The following is a 16,601-nucleotide window of genomic DNA, read 5'->3' as shown; positions in this document are numbered from 1 at the left end:
GCGATGCCATCCATCAGGTGATCGACAGCCCGCACGCCGCGAGTCGGCTATGTCGTTGTCCGACGGTTCATGCGGTCCCTTATCGAGTCTTCGCAGGCGTCTTGGCCGCGCCCTTCGCAGGCGCTTTGGCCGCGCTCTTCGCAGGCGCCTTGGCCGCGCTCTTCGCAGGCGCCTTGGCCGCGCCCTTCGCAGGCGCCTTGGCCGCGCTCTTCGCGGTCGCCCCTGCCAAAGGCGCGGGCGGCGCCTCGCCTCTGCCGCCTCCGCGCACGAGCGCGAGCACCTCGTCCGCGTGTCCGTCGACCTTCACGCCGCTGAAGGCGTGCTTCACCGCGCGGTCGGGGCCGATGATGAAGGTGCTCCGGATCGTGCCCATCACCTTCTTGCCGTACATCGACTTCTCGCCGTAGACGCCGTAGGCGTTGTGCGCGGCGAGATCCGGATCGCTGAGGAGCGTCACCCCGAGATCGTATTTGTCCCTGAACTTCCGGTGGCGTTCGACGGAGTCGCGGGAGACGCCGAGCACGACGGCGCCGGCCTCGGCGAAGGCGCGCAGGGCCGCGGAGAAGGCCTGGGCCTCCCGCGTGCAGCCGGGGGTGTCGTCCTTTGGATAGAAGTAGAGGACGACCGTCTTGCCCGGGAAATCCGTGAGGCCCACCGTCTTACCGCTGTCGCTTTCGAGAGAGAAATCGGGGGCACGATCGCCTGCATTCACCATCGCTCGTTCGCTCCTTGTCCGCCCGGGCGCAGGGAGGACAGCCCCCCTTCCCCATCGGCGCGCACGGTAACACGCGACGTCCCCGGCGTACCACATAGCGCCCGCCGGCCCACGCCAGCGTCGCCGCGCGCCGCGCCGAGGCGACGAGTCGGCGGGGCCTCGGCCCGGAGGGCGCTCAGGGCCAGCCTGGATCCGGCTCGGGCGGAGCTTGGATTCCGTCCGAGAGCGTCCGCACGACGACTGCGCTCTACTCCCGGTTTCCCGCGCCCGCGCGCGGCCGCAGCGTCCGTCCCGCGAGGCGCGGCGCGCGGCGGCTGGGTGGCGACACACGATCTCGAAGCGAATCGCGAGGAGCCGGGTCGCGAGGAGCCGGGTCGCGAAGAGCCGGGTCGCGAAGAGCCCGGCCGGCGGCGCGAGGCAGGGGGCGATCGATGTGAACCCGCGAACCGAACGAACCGAACGAACCGCGCAGGCAACCGTGCACGCCGCCGCGCAGGCAGCGGGGCGCCCGGGGCCGGCTTGCCCCCCCGGGGCAACCGAGGTACCCAAGGCCTATTCGCAAGGCGCATGGACGGCGTCATCGAATAACATGGCATCAGCGCTGCTGGAGGAGATCATGACCCTGCCCGTCCCCGTGTACATCGTCGCAGCGGCCCGGACGCCGATCGGCGCGTTCCAGGGCGCACTGTCGCCCTTGCCCGCCCCCCGCCTGGGCGAGGTCGCCATCCGGGCGGCGCTCGAGCGGGCAAAGCTGTCTCCGGAGGCCGTCGAGGAGGTGTTCCTCGGCAATGTCCTGTCCGCGGGTATCGGGCAGGCTCCGGCCCGGCAGGCCGCCATCTTCGCCGGCATCCCGAGCAAGGTCCCGGCCACCACCGTGAGCAAGGTCTGCGGATCGGGCCTCCAGGCCGTCATCTTCGGCGCGAAGACGGTGGCGCTCGGCGACGCGGACGTCGTCGTCGCCGGCGGCATGGAGTCGATGTCGAACGTGCCCTACTACCTCCCGCAGGCGCGCTCCGGCTACCGCATGGGCGACGGCAAGATCGTGGACGGCATGATCCACGATGGCCTGTGGGACCCGTACGGCAACTTCCACATGGGCACCGCGGGCGACGCGTGCGCCAGGGAGCACGGCTTCTCGCGGGAGGCGCAGGACGAGTACGCGAAGGAGAGCTTCCGCCGCGCGGTCGCGGCCCAGCGCGAGGGGCTCTTCGCCGCGGAGATCGCGCCCGTCTCCGTCCCGCAGAAGAAGGGCGACGCGGTGGTCGTGAAGGAGGACGAGGGCCCGCCCGCGGGCAAGCCCGAGAAGTTCGCGTCGCTGAAGCCCGCGTTCCAGAAGGACGGGACGATCACCGCGGCCAACGCGTCGTCGATCAACGACGGCGCGAGCGCGCTCGTCCTGGCGAGCGAGCGCGCCGTCAAGGAGCACAAGCTCACGCCGCTCGCGCGGATCGTCGGCTATGGCGGCGCCGCGCAGGCGCCCGAGTGGTTCACGACGGCGCCGGCCGCGGCCATCGCGAACACCACGAAGAAGCTCGGCATCCCGACGGACCAGATCGACCTCTTCGAGGTGAACGAGGCGTTCGCGGTGGTGGCGCTCGCGGTGAACAAGCTCTCCGGGCTCGACGCCCAGAAGGTCAACGTCCGCGGCGGCGCGGTCGCGCTCGGCCACCCGATCGGCGCGAGCGGGGCGCGCATCCTGACGACGCTGCTCTTCGCGATGAAGGACCGGAACGCGAAGCGCGGCCTGGCCACGCTCTGCATCGGCGGCGGCGAGGCGCTCGCGGTCGTCGTGGAGCGGTGATCCGCCCGCAGCCCGTCGGGCCCGGCGTGCGCGGCGTGGAGGCCTTCCCCGCGCGCACGCCGACCCTGCCGCCCGCGACCCACACGAACAGCTACGCGCTCGGCGGCGGCGAGGTGCTGCTCGTCGAGCCGGCCACGCCGTACGAGGACGAGCGCCGCGAGTGGCTCGCGTGGGCGCGCGGCTTCGCGTCCCAGGGGCGCTCGATCGCGGCGATCGCGGTGACCCACCACCACGCCGACCACGTCGGGGGCGCGCGCTTCTTCGCGGCCGAGCTGGGCCTGCCGGTCTGGGGGCACGCCGAGGCGGCCCCGCGCCTCCCGGGCGTCCCGCTCGCGCGCCACCTCGCGGACGGGGAGGTGGTGCGGCTCGGCGGGCCGGAGCCGATGGCGCTGCGGGTGCTCCACACGCCGGGGCACGCGCCCGACCACCTCTGCTTCCTCGACGAGGCGCAGGGCGCCCTGGTCTGCGGCGACATGGTGGCCGGCGAGGGGACCATCCTGATCGATCCCCGGGAGGGCGACATGACGGAGTACCTCGCGCAGCTCGAGCGGCTCGCGGGGCTCGGGGCGCGGGTCGTGCTGCCGGCGCACGGCGGGCCGATCGACGCGCCGGAGGCGCTGTTCCGGCGCTACATCGCGCACCGGCTGGGGAGGGAGCGGCTGGTGCTGGCGGCGCTCGAGGCGGCCAGCGCGGCCGGCGCGGGCGGCACGTCGATCGAGGCGCTCTTGCCGGTCGCCTATGCCGACACGGCGCCGCTCGTCTGGCCGCTCGCGCGGCTGAGCCTCGAGGCTCACCTGATCAAGCTGGAGCGCGAGGGGCGGGCGGTGCGCCGCGAGGACCGCTGGCGGCGCGCGGCGGGAAAGGACGCCTGACCGTACGGTCGGGCGGAGCGGTATCACTTCCAGCAGCGAGCGCCTCGAGCGCCGCGTCTCCCCTCAGGACGCACGCGGCAGCTCGACCCGGAACACCGAGCCAGCGCCCAGCTCGCTCTCGACGAGGAGGCGGCCGCCGTGCGCCTCGACGATGCGCTTCGCCACGGCGAGCCCGAGGCCCGTCCCAGGGATCGCGCCCGCCGACGCCTTGAGGCGCCGGAACGGCTCGAAGAGGTGCGCCAGATCCGCCGCATCGATCCCGACCCCGCGATCGCGAACCGCGATCTCCGCGCGGCCCGCGCCGCCGTGGACCGTCACGTCGACCTGGCCTCCGGCGGGAGAGTACTTGAGCGCGTTCGACAGGAGGTTGTTGAGCACCTGCAGGACCCGCGTCGCATCGCAGCGGACGAGCACCGGCGCTTCGGGGAGCGAGAGCTCGATCGGATGCTCCGGCGAGACCGGGCGGTAGAGCTCGACCGCCTCCTGCACGAGCTCGCGCAGATCGCGGTCCTCGACCCGGAGCTCGAGCTTGCACGCCTCGATCTGTGACGCGTCGAGGAGGTCCCCGACCATGCGCTCGAGGCGATCGACCTGCCGTCCGACGAGCGCCATGGTCCGCTGCACGCGCGGCTCCGACGGCGGGCCTCCGTCGTTGAGGAAGCCGACCGACAGCCGGAGCGCCGAGAGCGGGTTCCTGAGGTCGTGCGCCACGCCGCCGAGGAACGCGAACTGCGCCTCGCGCTGGCGCTCCAGCGACTCCGCCGTGCTGTTGAAGGCCCGCGCAATGTCCCCGAGCTCGCGCGGCCCGACGAGCGGCGCGCGCGCGGCGCGGTCCCCCGCGCCGTAGCGGCCGATCGCCTCCTGGATCGCGACGATGGGGCCGTAGACGAGCCGCCGCGCGCTGATGAGGACCAAGGACGCGCCGGCCATGAAGAAGATGACGGCCGCGACGCCGGCGGCGGTCGCGCGCCCGCCCAGACGCTCGATGAGCGCCTTGGACGCACGGGCCTGATGGAGGTTGATCTCGACAAGGCGGTCGAGGGCCTTGAACGCCTCGTCGAAGGCGAGCGAATCGATGGCCGGCGCCCGCGCGTCCGACGAGGGGGGTGGGCCGCCGGCATCGGCGGCTCGACGCCCGACGAGGTATTCATCGACGCGCTGCTCCGCGTCGATGAGCACGTCGCTCTCTTCCTGGCTGCTCACGTAATGGTGAGCCTCCGCAAGGCCCTTCCTTAGCTCGCTCTCCCACTCGTGGAAGGTGGAGCTCGGCCCACCGCTGGCGGCCCCGGCGTCGCGGTTGATCTGATGTGCATCGAGGAGGAGGTCGATCTGCAGGCTGTGCACCAGGCGGACGCTCTCGATCGCGTCACCGAGGATCCCGGTGGCCTGCTGCATGGTCGTCGCGGCGACCATGAGCGCGGCGGCCACGGCGATCGCCGCGCCCGTGAGGAGAAATGTCGCGATCCCGAGGAGCGTGCTCAGGCTTACCTGCCCTGAGGAGCCGAGCTCTGACGGGCGCCGCGCCGCTGCTGATTCCATGGTCTCGATTGGTCCGATTTTGCGCCCGAGGCAACTCGGACGCACCGTCGCCCCCGAGCGGCGGCCCTCCGCGCTCGCCTACGCGCGCGGCGCGTCTCCGCCGAGGCGAGCGACGCCCGAGTAGAAGACCGCGAGGCTCGACCCGAGCTGCGGCCAGGCGCTCGGGATCTGGACCCAGCGGTCGGCCTGGGACGACAAGGTGCGGGTCGCCACCTCCTCACAACGCCGGCAGGCCGCTTCTCCGAGGTTTTCGAGAGCCGTGAACCCGGATCGCACCCGTTCGAAGGGCATGGCCCCAACCCGGGCCCAGCCGCCGGACCTCGGGCCCGGGGAGCTCGCGACGGTTCATACGCCGCCTCGGGCGGCCGTCGTCGCCTCGCTCGCAGGCACTCTGAGCCGAGCCGTCGCCCTCGGGGATGTGGAGGCAGCCCGGGTCGTCCATGCGGCGATCGGCCAGCAGCTCGGGCCGCCGCCTGCTGATAGCTGCCGAGGACCGAACCGAGCAGCACGCGACGGCCGGAGCCTCCCCTCGCCTTTTCCATAGAAATTGATCAGCACGATAGGGACCGCCGTCCGTCGCGACGCGGGGTCCGGTCAGGTCACCGCATCAGTACACCTCGTGCTCGGCAGCGACGGGCGCGACAGCATCGAGGCGTCTCGCCAGCTCGCGCAGGTGGGGGGTGGGCACCTGTGGGAACCAGTGATGCTCTCGATGATAGAACATGCTGTACGCGAGCACTGGCTTCCATCTCCCGCGCTGCGTGCGCGCGACGTGCCCGGCGCCGTCGCAGCCGCGATGCACGGTCCATACCGCGAAGAAGCCGGTCGCGCACTCGCCGGCCAGCATCGCCATGACGTGAACCCGCAGGACCCAGGGCCCGAACGCCGCGGAGGCCAGCAGGGCGGCGATCAGGAGGATCTCCGCCGCGATCCACCATCGCTGCCGGCGGCGCGCGAGCATGGCGCCACGCACGTGGAGGGTCAGGATGAACATCGGCCCGGAGACGAGCGCTCGCCACCACGAGAGGCGAGCCGGCCGCGCTTCGACATCGGTCTCGTCGAGGCAAGCCCGGTGATGCTGCCAGTGGGTCGCCTGGATCGCGTGCATGCTGGCCGCCATCAGGACGCTCAGCACGAGGAGCACCGTGTCCTGGGCCCAGCGCGGCAGGCCCAGGCTGTAGTGCTGCGCGCCATGGACGACCCGCAGCCCCGTGAGAAAGAAGAAGAACCAGCAGACACCGGCGGCGATGAACCATCCCGCACGACAAGCGACGAGCGAGCCAATCAGCCAGGGCAGCGGCAGGAGGAGCTCGCTCGCGATCTGGCGCGGCGTGAGATGACAGAGGTCGCGCCACGCGACGGAGCGCACGACGCCTTGTGCCTGTGCAGCGGGTATCCCCATAGATCCACCTCAGGGCCCCTCTCGGAGCCAGCAAGCAAGCGTGTCGACGACCGAGCGTCTGCAGCACGTCAGGCGTCGTGCCCTCCACGGGAACGCCCGACTCCGATGTCACGAGGCTCCTCGCCATCGTGATGTCCCGCCGCCGGCGCCGGACGAGGGGGGGCAGCCGCCCACCGAGCGACCGTCTTCACTCTTTCTCTGTTTCTCTGTACCGAGTAGCAACACCGGTGCCTCTCCCGGAGACCGGGTATCCAGGCGCGAGCCCTGGGCTTCAGCCCTGCCAGCGTCCAGCCGGTGGGCGGTCGCTGTCCACGCCTTGGACACGGCGATCCAGGGTGGTCCTCTCGCGTGGAGGGATCTCGTGCACGAGGTGGTGCTGGCAGCGGCGCGCCTCGGCGGGCGACGGCGCTCGCGGAACTGGTGGCCGCGCAGGTGCCGCTGGCGGAGCAGGCAGCGCTGGCTGGCCTCGGCGGCCTTGGAGGCGCGGAGAGACAGGGGGATGAAGCTGTGTACTAGCCGGTGGGAGGCGTCCCGGCGAGCGGCGCGCGCTCAGGCGCTGCGCCGGCCGCGGACGCGCCCGGTCGCTGTCGGGGCGCGAGAACAGCCCGATATCGAGTCCGAGGCCGACGGAGACGGCGCCTCCGCGGGCTGGGCTCAGCCGAGCTCGACGTGCCAGGCCCCGTTCCCCTCGTGCGCTTCTCACTCGACCATGCCGACCACGCGATGTCTCGACTGCCGACGCACCTGGAGCCCGGATCGCGCCGGAGTACTGCGATCGTCATCCATCGACTATTGACACTGGCTGCCTATCCGGCGCGCATCGTTACGCACAACCCGCTGCCGCGCGGGTGGATTCCGAAGATAGAGAATAATAAAGCAAAGGGTTACTTGTACCCTGACGACGATCAGCCCCCCATGAGGAGTCAGATGGTCCCGCTGTGCTTCCGGATCTACTATGGCTTCCTCACGCGCGAGGGCATGCAAGCCGACGAGGCCGGAACTCTCGAATGGTCGGACGTCGACCTTGACCGGGGAGCCGTTGTTCTCGATGAGAACAAGACCGATGACCCCCGCGCCTGGGCACTATCGCCTGATGGGGTGCAGGCGCTTCGTGCTTATCGCGAGCTCTGGCCGGACAATCGGCGTGTCTTCGTCGGGCCCAAGGGGGACCCCTTGCCGGGTTGTCACGGGGCGGAACGCTTCAGAGATCACCTCCAACGCGCGGGAGTCAATCGACCCGAGCTGTTCGAGACCAAGGCCAACCCGCGTCCGCTCGAGCAGACACCGGCTCGGCGAGCGCCGAAGCTTCCGCCTCCGGCGCGCCGCCCGGTCAGACGGCGCCCCCGGGCGACGTCCCCGCCCCCGCCGCGGCGGACGCTGGCGCCTGCACAGGCGGTTCGTTGGGCCCGCGTTGGGCCACGCCGGAAGACGACTCGGCCAAGCGTCAGTCGGAACCAATTGGAATAATAGACATTTCTGCCGCTGACGCCTCGGCACCTGAGAGACCCTCGCGGAACGAATTTGCGGTGGCGAACCGTCGCGTTCCGTCACTTTCGTCGAGATTTCGGGGGAGCGTGACGACGGATCGCAGCCCCTCGGAAGGCGCAGGCCCAACGTGGGCCCAGCCGGTGAGCCTGGGACGTGTTGAGCTCGCGCCGGCCGACCCGTCGCCTCGATCTGCGCTGGTTGACTCGCTCGCCCGCACGCTGAGCCGCGCTGTCGCGCTCGATGATATAGAGGCCGCCCGGGTGGTTCACGAGGCGATCGGTCGGCTGCTCGGGCTGTCGGCGGCACCGAAGGGGCGAGCAAGGCCGCGCCGACAGTAGCAGGCTGCATAGACGAGGCACCGAGCTAGGACAGACGCGGAGAGCCGCTGAGGCCGAGCCACGTCGGCACGGTCCGCTTCGTCCTGGCTCTGCCGGGGCCTGGGCCGACCCCTGGCAGCCCAACGGGCCGACGACGCGCCGCGCTCGGTCAACGACCTCGCGAGGTCCGAGAAGCCCTGCGACGCGGCGAAGGCCACCCCCAACATCACCGCCGCGGAGAGGCATAACGTGCTCTTGATGGGTACGATGGGCTCCGGTCGAGCCGGAGGGCCCAGGCCCATGCGGTTGTGCCTACCTCAGAAGCTCCCGCCGCTCAGCGCGCCCGCCTTCAAGCTTCGTCCGCCTTCCGCATTGCAGCCCGCACCGCTGCCGCCGCCTTCTTGTCTTTCACGATCCTCTCCAGCCACACCCGCCGGATCCGCATCATCGACTCATCCGGCAGGCCCAGCTCGGCCAGTGCCGCCTGGCCCTGCCCCTGCTCGGCCGAGATCACAAGCTGTGCGTACTCGCCCGCTGTGATCGGCCCGCGCTCCTTCTCGAGTGCCGCCACGTAGGCCGCGTCGTACGCTGACAGGAGCTTCTTCTTCCGGCGCGCGATCTCGTCCTGGATCTCGTCAAGCCACTGTTCGTGCAGCGACTGCCAATTCTTCGGCGTGAGCTTCTCCGCTTTGAGGATGGTGTCGCAGTCCGCCGGCCGCTGCGCGAGCTTGGCCGCAATGACTGCGCAACGCTCGATGGGGTAGGCCGCGAGAGGCGGTACGGGCTCCTCCGGCGCGGGGAGCGGACCAGGCTTTTTCGCCTGGGTGTCAGGCTCGGGCGCCTCCTCTGCCGAGGGCTCCATCGCCCCCATGTCTGGCCTCGCCAGTGGGCCGAGCATGGCAGGAGGGGCGGGCTCCTTTGCCGTCAGGGGCGGAGACCTCGCATCGCGCTCAGGCGCAGGCGGCGCGTGCAGCGCAGGCGACAGCGCTGGAGGGATCGCGACAAGCGGCGGACGCAGCACCTTGTCAGGAGCCTCTGCTGGCTCCGCCCCTCGCGGCGAAGACTCTGCTTGGTGACGTAGCGCAGGCTCAGCTCGCTCGCCCTGCACGAATGGCAACGCGGGCTTCGCGGCGACCAGTGAAGCCGCGCTGGTGGCAGTGGGCGCATCGGCGGGCGGCTGCGCCGCGGCTGCCGGAGTGGGTACCGCGGCTGCTCGTGGCGCGGCCTGAACGAACGCAGCGGCCGCGGCCTCGAGGTGCTGTGCCCGACTCGACGGGGGTACCGCGGCCGCCGGCGGCGCGGACTGCACGAAGGGGGGGACTGCGAGGCGCTGCGCCGGGCTCGACGGGGGAGCAGGTTGGCCCGCGGGCACTGTGGCGAACGGTAGGGCCAGCCGGGAGACGGCGAGATCCTGATTCACGTCCAACGGCAGGGTGCAGACCTCAGGGTCATCCTCGTTGTGCACGGCGCTATCGCCATCGTGCGCCTGGTCGTAGGGCGCTTGGAGCCCGATCTCGCTCATCGCGGCGCCGGCCCGGCCGCTCGCGAGCCCCACTCCAGAACTGCTGGCCACGCCCTCGCTGTCGTTACTTACGAGGGTCTGATAAGGCCCCTCCAGCGCGACCAGGATCTGCCCGGCCTCTTGCGGCTCTCGGAGCGGGACCTGGCCGCGCCAGGTCACCGTGCAGATGCAGCGGTCGGTGTTGATCCAGAGCAGATCGGGCCACATGGCGACGCCCTGCGAGGGCTCGCCGGGGCGGTCGACGTAGGCGCGGGGGTGGAGCCCCGGGAGGCTCGTGACGAGGTGCGGGTGCTCGGGGTGGAGATGCTCGAGGATGAGCCGCTCGTCATTGCGGAGCGCGGTGGTCTGCTGGTCGACCGGCGCGGCGTTGAAGTAGCTGACGTCGAGGTCCGGGGGCAGGGGCTGACGGTGCCAGTCGTTGCCGGGGAACGTGGCCGCGTAGCGCCCCAGCTTCTGCCGGCGGGTGGGCCATCCGGAGGCAACGGGTCCAAATCCCACGGGCTCGATGACGTCGTCCGGCCCGATGACGACAGCGCCTGGACGCTGGAGGTTGGGGAGGTTGCGTCGCCCGTGGATGTCGCGAGCATGGGGGGGCATGCCGACGGGGTTGGAGGTGCCGGGACCGCCGCCCGCGTACTCCCAGAGCAGCGGCATCCTGGTGAAGCGCGAGCTCTGATCGAGGACGCCGTGCTGCGTGAAGCTGCGAGCTCCGTAGACCTCGATGGCCTTGTCGATGTCATTCACGATCACGCGGGCAGTGAGGGATCGGACTGCCGTGCCGTTGGGCGAGAAGGCGTGGCCAACGAGGACGACGTCCGCCCGGGCGCGGTGGGGGACGAAGTCGGAGGCCGCATAGAGACTCCAGCACGCGTCGTCGCGCCAGTGGCGGTCGGATAGGTGGAGCGGCTCCTGCTCGGCCGCGAGGGCACACACACCGGGGTACAGCTTGAACGTGCTTTTACAGACGAACGTCTGCATCCAGGCGCCTGGATGGGGTTGCCACACGACCAGGCCAACGGGGAGCTGCGAAAGGGAGACGACCTTCACTCCGCCGGCGATACTGCAACCATCAACACGAGGCGTCAATGTGTGGGCGTTCGACCGTCTGAACGGCCGCACTGGCAGAGCCCTGAGCGTACAATGCGCGCGGGCCCCTCTTGCGGACAGGGATGGCTGCCGGATAGCATCGGCTGTCCGCTCTACAAGCGCAGGGTAGACCGGGCTAGGAATGCCCATGGCCGACACGCACCCGAGCATGCGAAACAAGGGAACCGGACTGAGCTCGGGGGTCTACCGAGTCGAGGTGCAGATCGCGTCGGGCGACATGCTCGATGTGCGTCGCTTCCAGGTCACCGAGCGGATGTCCTCGCTCTTCGAGGTCCAGATCGTCGCCGTATCGGACAACCCGGATATCGACTTCGAAGCCGTCATCGGCCAGCCCATGACCTTCACCGCGCACGCGAATCAGACCCGCGTCTGGTCCGGACTGTGCAGCCACCTCCAGCAGGTGGCCGTCGAGGAGCGCTACCTCTCCACCTACGAGCTGACCCTGGTCCCGCGGCTCTGGCTCGCCACCCAGCGCCGCAACTACCGCATGTTCCAGCACAAGTCGGAGGTCGACATCGTGCTGCAGCTCCTCGGCGAGTGGGGCATCTCCCCCACGCGGCAGCTTGCCGGCGAGTACAAGAAGCGCAAGTACCGCGTCCAGTACGGCGAGAGCGACTACACCTTCATCAGCCGCATGCTGGAGGACGCCGGGGTGAGCTTCTACTTCGACAACGGCGGAGAGAGCCGGCTCGTCCTCGACGACCGCCCCCAGGCGAACGTCGCCCGCGTGCCCATCACTTACCGCGATCACCCGACCGACGCCGACCGCGAGCACGTCACCAAGGTCGTCGTCGGCCGCCGCCTGCGACCCGGCAAGTACACGGTGCGCGACCACGACCACCGGAGGCCCGCGAACTACAAGCTCCTGGCCACCGCCTCCGGCGCCGGCCCCGTGGAAGATCAGCTGGAGCGCTTCCATTATGTGCCTGGCGCGTTCCTGTTCGAAAGTCAAAAGGGCGAGAGCTCGCCGACAGCCGACGATCAGGGCAAGTACCGCGCGGACGAGTCCGAGGGCGAGGCGCTCGCTCAGCGTCGGCTGGAGGCGAAGCGCGCCTCGGCACGGGAGATCGTGTTCAAGACCAACGTCATCGATCCCGCACCGGGCGCCGTCCTCTCGTTCCTCGAGCACCCGAAGAGCGAGCTCGGTCCCGACAAGAAGCTGCTCGTCCTCGAGTCCCAGCTCTCCGGCGAGGTACCGGCCGAGTGGGACCACTCCTGCGTCGCCGTGAGCGCCGACGCGCCCTACCGACCGCCGCTGCGCACGCGCAAGCCCCGCGCGCAGGGCGTCGAGAGCGCCACGGTGGTCGGTCCGCCCGGCGAGGAGATCCACGTCGACGAGTTCGGCCGCGTGCGCGCCCACTTCCACTGGGACCGCGAGAGCAAGATGAACAACGACTCGTCGTGCTGGATCCACGTCAGCCAGCCCTGGGGCGGCGCCGGCTTCGGCGGGACCAACCTGCCGCGCATCGGACAGGAGGTCATCGTGGACTTCCTCGGCGGCGATCCCGACCGGCCCATCATCGTCGGCCGCGTGTACACCAACCTCCAGAAGACGCCCTACTCGCTGCCCATGAACAAGACGCAGAGCGGCTGGAAGAGCAACTCGAGCCCGTCCACGTACGGCTACAACGAGATCATGTTCGAGGACAAGGCCGGTAGCGAGCTCGTCAGGATGCAAGCCGAGAAGGACCTCCACAAGCTGGTCAAGAACGATCAGGAGACGACGATCGGCCGCGACCGGACGACGGGGATCGGTCACAACGAGGACGTCACGGTCGGCAACAACGCCACGAAGAGCGTGCTGAATAGCCTGCGCGAAGCGGTGGGGATGATCCGCGCCCGCGCCGTGGGTGTCGACGAGGTAGTGCAGATTGGCCGGAATCAGACCATCGACGTCGGGGAGAAGATCGAAATCACGTGCGGCAAATCGAAGTTCGTGATGGACAAGGACGGCAACATCACGCTCAAGGGCGTTAGGATCCTGGTCGATGGGAGCGAGCATGTCCAGGTCTTCGGCGATCCGATCGATCTCAACTAGCCCTGAATGCGGTCGCAGAAAGCGGTTCGAGCCCGGAGCTTCATGCCGAGCCACATCCCGCGGCGTCCCGTCCGGTGTCGTCCTTCTTGGTGTCCATGCAGGGACCAAGATCGAGTTCGTCATCGATCCTACCTGAGCAGTGCCATGCTGGCCGTGAATCGAACCGCCTTTGCTGCGACGCACCTCATCGACGGCACCCGCGTCGCCGTCCACCGCCGCTAGCCATGTTGGCCGCCAACGCGACCCCCTTCGCCGCGCTAGGGTTCGAGCAGAAGCACCGTGACGGCGCAGCCATGGCCGTCGTCGCGGCAAGGGGCACGCTTCTACTCTCGCCCGAAGGCCGGCTGTCGATCGCCCCCGATCAATCCTTGATCCTCGCCGACGAGTACGAGGGTGATCCGCATGCGACACCGATGCTCCGGGTCGGCCTGCTCATCCCTTTCAAGCCCGCGGCCGACGTCACCCTCCTCGCTGATGGCCACGCCCCCGGGGGCGTGGCCGCGCACGTCTGGCAGGTGGGCGCGCGCGTCGGGGAATACACGCGCTTCCTGAGGGCGTATGCGCCGCGCGCGTTCGAGCCGGACGCCGGCGGGTTTCGGCTTTCCACGGGAGAGCCGGCGGCCCGCGCGTCCATCGACTACCGATCGGCCGCCGGCGGCGTCGTCATCGGCGATCCCGAGGGCAACGTCGACGCGCGCAACCCCATCGGCCGGGGCGTCCTCGATCGCCGCCACACGCCGGCCGATCGCGCCTACCCCGCGCCCACCATCGACAGCGAGGCCGAGCCTGTGGGCGACCCGGCGGCGCGGCCAGAACCGCAGGGCTTCGGGCCCGTGCCGCCCTGGTGGCAGTTTCGCAGCCGCTTCGCCGGCACCTACGACGACGCCTGGCTGGCGACTCGCCACCCTCAGCTCCCCGCCGATTTCGACTATCGCTTCTACCAGACCGCGCACCCCGGCCTGGTCTTGCCCGGCCATCTCCGCGGCGATGAGCGCGTCGAGCTCCAGGGCCTCACGCCGGGGGGCGGCGCGCTCGCGTTCACGCTGCCCGGCCACTCGCTCTGGGCCTGGTTCAAGTGGGAGCGGGGGCGCCGCGTCCCGGTGCGCCTCCACCTCGATGGCATGCACATCGATGTCCGCGGCGAGCCGCCTTGGTCTGTCCAGCTCACCTGGCGCGCCTGGGTGGCCATGTCGCAGGGCTTCGATCGTATCGATCTCGCTGCCGCGAGCCTCGAAAAGGCCGCGGCGCTGCCGTGGTGTGACGAGCGAGGGCTCGTGAGCCCGGGGAGCGACGCATGAGCATCCCGCGCGAGGGCAGCCGCGACATAGGCGAAGGCATCATCGTCTCGACCTGCCCGGATGTCTGCAAGACGCCGGTCGGCCCGGCGCTCGTCCCCATCCCTTATTCGATCTACGCAAGGCAGAACCAGGCGGCCGTGGACACCGCGACCACCGTGCTGCAGACCGGCGATCGGTCGCACAACATGGGATCGAAGGTGACGACGTGCCAGGGTGATGAGCCGGGCAGCGGGCTCGGGGTCAAATCGGGCACGGTAGGCAGCGTCTGCGAGCCCAAGACCTACTCGCCCACCGTGCGCATCGAGGGCACAAACGCGATCCGCCACGACGACGCCTGGTGGATGAACGACCGCAACACCGAGGGGAAGCTCATCTTCGTGCGGGACACGCGGGTGATGAGCGCCAGCGACCGCCCGGTCCAGGTCGCCTTTCTCGACACGACGGGGGCCTACACGGGCACGGGCACGGCCACGACGCCGGGGAGCGCGCCCGCCGCGGGGCCCATGGGGGCGGCCGCCAGGCTCAACGCGCTGCTCGGCCTCGGTGCGCTGGGAGCAGGCCTCGGGGAGATGGCCGGTCAGTATTACATCGGCAATGAAGGCATGTTCGCCCGGAGCATCGATCAGCACCTTTATGGCCAGATGAGCGCCGACCAGCGGAGTGCCGCCTATGGATCGAGCGGCTGGTACTGGAACCAGGTAGATAGCACCAACAATCAGCTCTCGCTCAAGGCGGGCACCCTCGTCGACTTCCGCCAGATGACGCCCGAGCAGCTCGAGCAGCTCGTGAGGCAGCCGTGGCCCTCGGCCGAGAAGATCCGGCAGAACGCCGAGCGCCTGCGGGCGCAGCGCGCGCGACAGGAGGAAAATGCGCGGCTCGCCGCCGCAGCGGGCAACGTGCGCGTGACGCGCGAGCGAGACCGGCCTTGCAACGTCGGCCCATACAGCACTATCCGCGGCACGTGCGAACCCGGCTACCAGGCGCACCACATCGTGCCCGACTACACCCTTCGTTATGGCACGAGGGCCGAGGGCGAGGCGGGGATGAAGCGCATCCCCAACTTCCCGTCATTCGGCGACGGGCCCGCCATCTGCCTCCAGGGCAACGCCGGCGACGACGGCTCGGAGCACTGGGAGGCGCACGGCGTGGACGCGAGCATCGCCCAGCTGGGCGTGAACGGCACGCCGCCGGGGACGACCGCCATCGGCAGCATCATCGACCTCTCGGAGAATCAGGTCGTCAACCTCCGCCGGGAGTGCGAGGCGCAGATCCGCGCCGCGGTGCAGGCGGGCTTCGCCGGGGTTGACCGCGCGCAGCTCGGCCGCACCACCATCATGCCGACCGTGGCCGGGAGCCCGCAGTACGAGGCGCTCAGCACCGGCATGCGCCCGGGCGGTCGCTACTGAGGTCGAGGGAGACATCACCATGACGACGCCGCTCACCTTCACCCGCGCCAAGGCCGCTGCCGCGGACTTCCTCTGTGTCGCCGGCGTGCCAGACGGCCAGGAGCCCTTCACGCCGTTCACCCGGCTCTGCCGTTACGATGCCGGCGATGCGGGGCCGGTGAAGTGGTTCTACGACGACCTCCAGGTCGCGGTCACCGCGATCGCCCGCTTCACCCCCGCGCCCGGCGCGCCGACCTCGTTCTGCGTGCTCTCCGCCGAGGGAGACGTCGTGCTCGTGCGGCCACCGTTCCCGCGCGAGAAGATCCCCGGCGCCGGCATCACCTCGCCCGACGCCGAGCGCTGGGGGCGCCTCGCGCGCCTCCGCCCTGTCGGCGACCACCTCTACGCCTGCGGCGACGGGGGGCAGGTCTATCGCCGTGTCGGCGGAGACTTCGGCGCCGGCCGCTGGGAGCACCTCGATCGCTCGCTCTTGCAAGATCCCGAGGAGCGGGCCCGGGCGCTCCTGCGCGCGCCGAGCTCGCCGGCCGCGGAGCACAAGGTCTTTTACTGCGTCGACGGTCCACGCGAGGACGAGATCTACGTCATCGGGACGCGCGGCACGATCCTCGTCTGGGACGGCGCCACGTTCACCGCTCTCCCGCCCGTCACGGCCGCGGCGCTGGTGAGCATCTTCGTCGAGGACGAGAAGCGCATCTGGATCTGCGGGCGCGAAGGCACGCTCCTCCGCGGCAACCGGCGCGAAGGCTTCCGCGCGGTCGCGGTCTCGGGCCGGCGCCAGATGTTCACGTCGATCACCAGGCACGACGGCCGGATCTACCTGGCAAGCGGCGCCAATCCGCGCGGCCTCTTCACCTACGAGCGCGGCAGCCTCCGGCGAGTCTCGACCGGGCTCGTGCCCGAGATCGAGGACGCGCACACGGTCGACAGCGTCGGCGGCGCGCTCTGGGTCGTCGGCTCGAAGGACATCGTGCGCCTCGAGGGCAGCCGCTGGGAGCGGATCGACCACGTCGACAACGCTCCCATCCGTTGACACTTGACGGTCATCGTCATCGGATGATGTGCGCGTGGTTAGCGCGGGATGCCCCGCGAGTGGTGC

At 70.3% G+C, this 16,601-nt stretch carries 10 protein-coding genes; 6 read left to right on the top strand and 4 right to left on the bottom strand.

Translation table 11 applies throughout. From position 1 onward, the window contains the following. Positions 1-79: 79 nt before the first annotated feature. Positions 80-715, bottom strand: coding sequence for a peroxiredoxin (locus POL72_RS48510; protein ID WP_272104045.1), 636 nt, complete (start codon positions 713-715; stop codon positions 80-82). A 589-nt stretch (positions 716-1,304) separates the two neighbouring features. Between POL72_RS48510 and POL72_RS48505 the strand changes: the two genes are divergently transcribed. Then, on the top strand, positions 1,305-2,516 hold the full coding sequence (locus POL72_RS48505; protein ID WP_276598196.1) for an acetyl-CoA C-acyltransferase: 1,212 nt from the start codon (positions 1,305-1,307) through the stop codon (positions 2,514-2,516). Continuing rightward, the gene (locus tag POL72_RS48500) at positions 2,513-3,388 is read left to right on the top strand and encodes an MBL fold metallo-hydrolase (RefSeq protein WP_272104043.1); all 876 of its coding nucleotides are present in this window, start codon (positions 2,513-2,515) and stop codon (positions 3,386-3,388) included. Before POL72_RS48505 ends, POL72_RS48500 begins: the two co-directional genes overlap by 4 nt. 63 nt (positions 3,389-3,451) lie before the next feature. Here the strand turns inward: POL72_RS48500 and POL72_RS48495 are convergent, their stop codons facing one another. The 3 genes from POL72_RS48495 to POL72_RS48485 all read right to left on the bottom strand — a co-directional run bounded on the left by POL72_RS48495 (position 3,452) and on the right by POL72_RS48485 (position 10,892). Beyond that, the gene (locus tag POL72_RS48495; RefSeq protein WP_272104042.1) at positions 3,452-4,927 is read right to left on the bottom strand and encodes a sensor histidine kinase; all 1,476 of its coding nucleotides are present in this window, start codon (positions 4,925-4,927) and stop codon (positions 3,452-3,454) included. 607 nt (positions 4,928-5,534) lie between these two features. Further along, entirely contained in the window at positions 5,535-6,296 is a 762-nt protein-coding gene (locus POL72_RS48490) for a fatty acid desaturase (protein WP_272104041.1), read from the bottom strand. 2,187 nt (positions 6,297-8,483) lie between these two features. After that, on the bottom strand, positions 8,484-10,892 hold the full coding sequence (locus tag POL72_RS48485; RefSeq protein ID WP_272104039.1) for a DUF2169 family type VI secretion system accessory protein: 2,409 nt from the start codon (positions 10,890-10,892) through the stop codon (positions 8,484-8,486). On the opposite strand from POL72_RS48485, the gene POL72_RS48480 reads away from it, so the two are divergent. The 4 genes from POL72_RS48480 (at position 10,891) to POL72_RS48465 (ending at position 16,535) form a co-directional block, all read left to right on the top strand. Then, complete coding sequence (locus POL72_RS48480) at positions 10,891-12,801, top strand: type VI secretion system Vgr family protein (protein ID WP_272104038.1); 1,911 nt, start codon at positions 10,891-10,893, stop codon at positions 12,799-12,801. The genes POL72_RS48485 and POL72_RS48480 overlap by 2 nt on opposite strands. A gap of 224 nt (positions 12,802-13,025) precedes the next feature. After that, positions 13,026-14,099, top strand: coding sequence for a DUF2169 family type VI secretion system accessory protein (locus POL72_RS48475; RefSeq protein ID WP_272104037.1), 1,074 nt, complete (start codon positions 13,026-13,028; stop codon positions 14,097-14,099). Then, positions 14,096-15,505, top strand: a complete 1,410-nt coding sequence (locus tag POL72_RS48470; protein WP_272104036.1) for a DUF4150 domain-containing protein — start codon at positions 14,096-14,098, stop codon at positions 15,503-15,505. The genes POL72_RS48475 and POL72_RS48470 overlap by 4 nt, the downstream gene beginning before the upstream one ends. 19 nt (positions 15,506-15,524) lie before the next feature. Continuing rightward, the gene (locus tag POL72_RS48465; protein WP_272104034.1) at positions 15,525-16,535 is read left to right on the top strand and encodes a beta propeller repeat protein; all 1,011 of its coding nucleotides are present in this window, start codon (positions 15,525-15,527) and stop codon (positions 16,533-16,535) included. Positions 16,536-16,601: the final 66 nt, after the last annotated feature.

This window comes from Sorangium aterium (assembly GCF_028368935.1).
Lineage (GTDB): Bacteria > Myxococcota_A > Polyangia > Polyangiales > Polyangiaceae > Sorangium > Sorangium atrum.
This window is presented reverse-complemented; position numbering and strand designations above follow the sequence as displayed.

Bases quoted from the DNA above. Each gene is read 5' to 3' on its own strand.
- POL72_RS48510 (WP_272104045.1), bottom strand. From the start codon at position 715: ATGGTGAATGCAGGCGATCGTGCCCCCGATTTCTCTCTCGAAAGCGAC.
- POL72_RS48505 (WP_276598196.1), top strand. From the start codon at position 1,305: ATGGCATCAGCGCTGCTGGAGGAGATCATGACCCTGCCCGTCCCCGTG.
- POL72_RS48495 (WP_272104042.1), bottom strand. From the start codon at position 4,927: ATGGAATCAGCAGCGGCGCGGCGCCCGTCAGAGCTCGGCTCCTCAGGG.
- POL72_RS48480 (WP_272104038.1), top strand. From the start codon at position 10,891: ATGGCCGACACGCACCCGAGCATGCGAAACAAGGGAACCGGACTGAGC.
- POL72_RS48485 (WP_272104039.1), bottom strand. From the start codon at position 10,892: ATGGGCATTCCTAGCCCGGTCTACCCTGCGCTTGTAGAGCGGACAGCC.
- POL72_RS48475 (WP_272104037.1), top strand. From the start codon at position 13,026: ATGTTGGCCGCCAACGCGACCCCCTTCGCCGCGCTAGGGTTCGAGCAG.
- POL72_RS48470 (WP_272104036.1), top strand. From the start codon at position 14,096: ATGAGCATCCCGCGCGAGGGCAGCCGCGACATAGGCGAAGGCATCATC.
- POL72_RS48465 (WP_272104034.1), top strand. From the start codon at position 15,525: ATGACGACGCCGCTCACCTTCACCCGCGCCAAGGCCGCTGCCGCGGAC.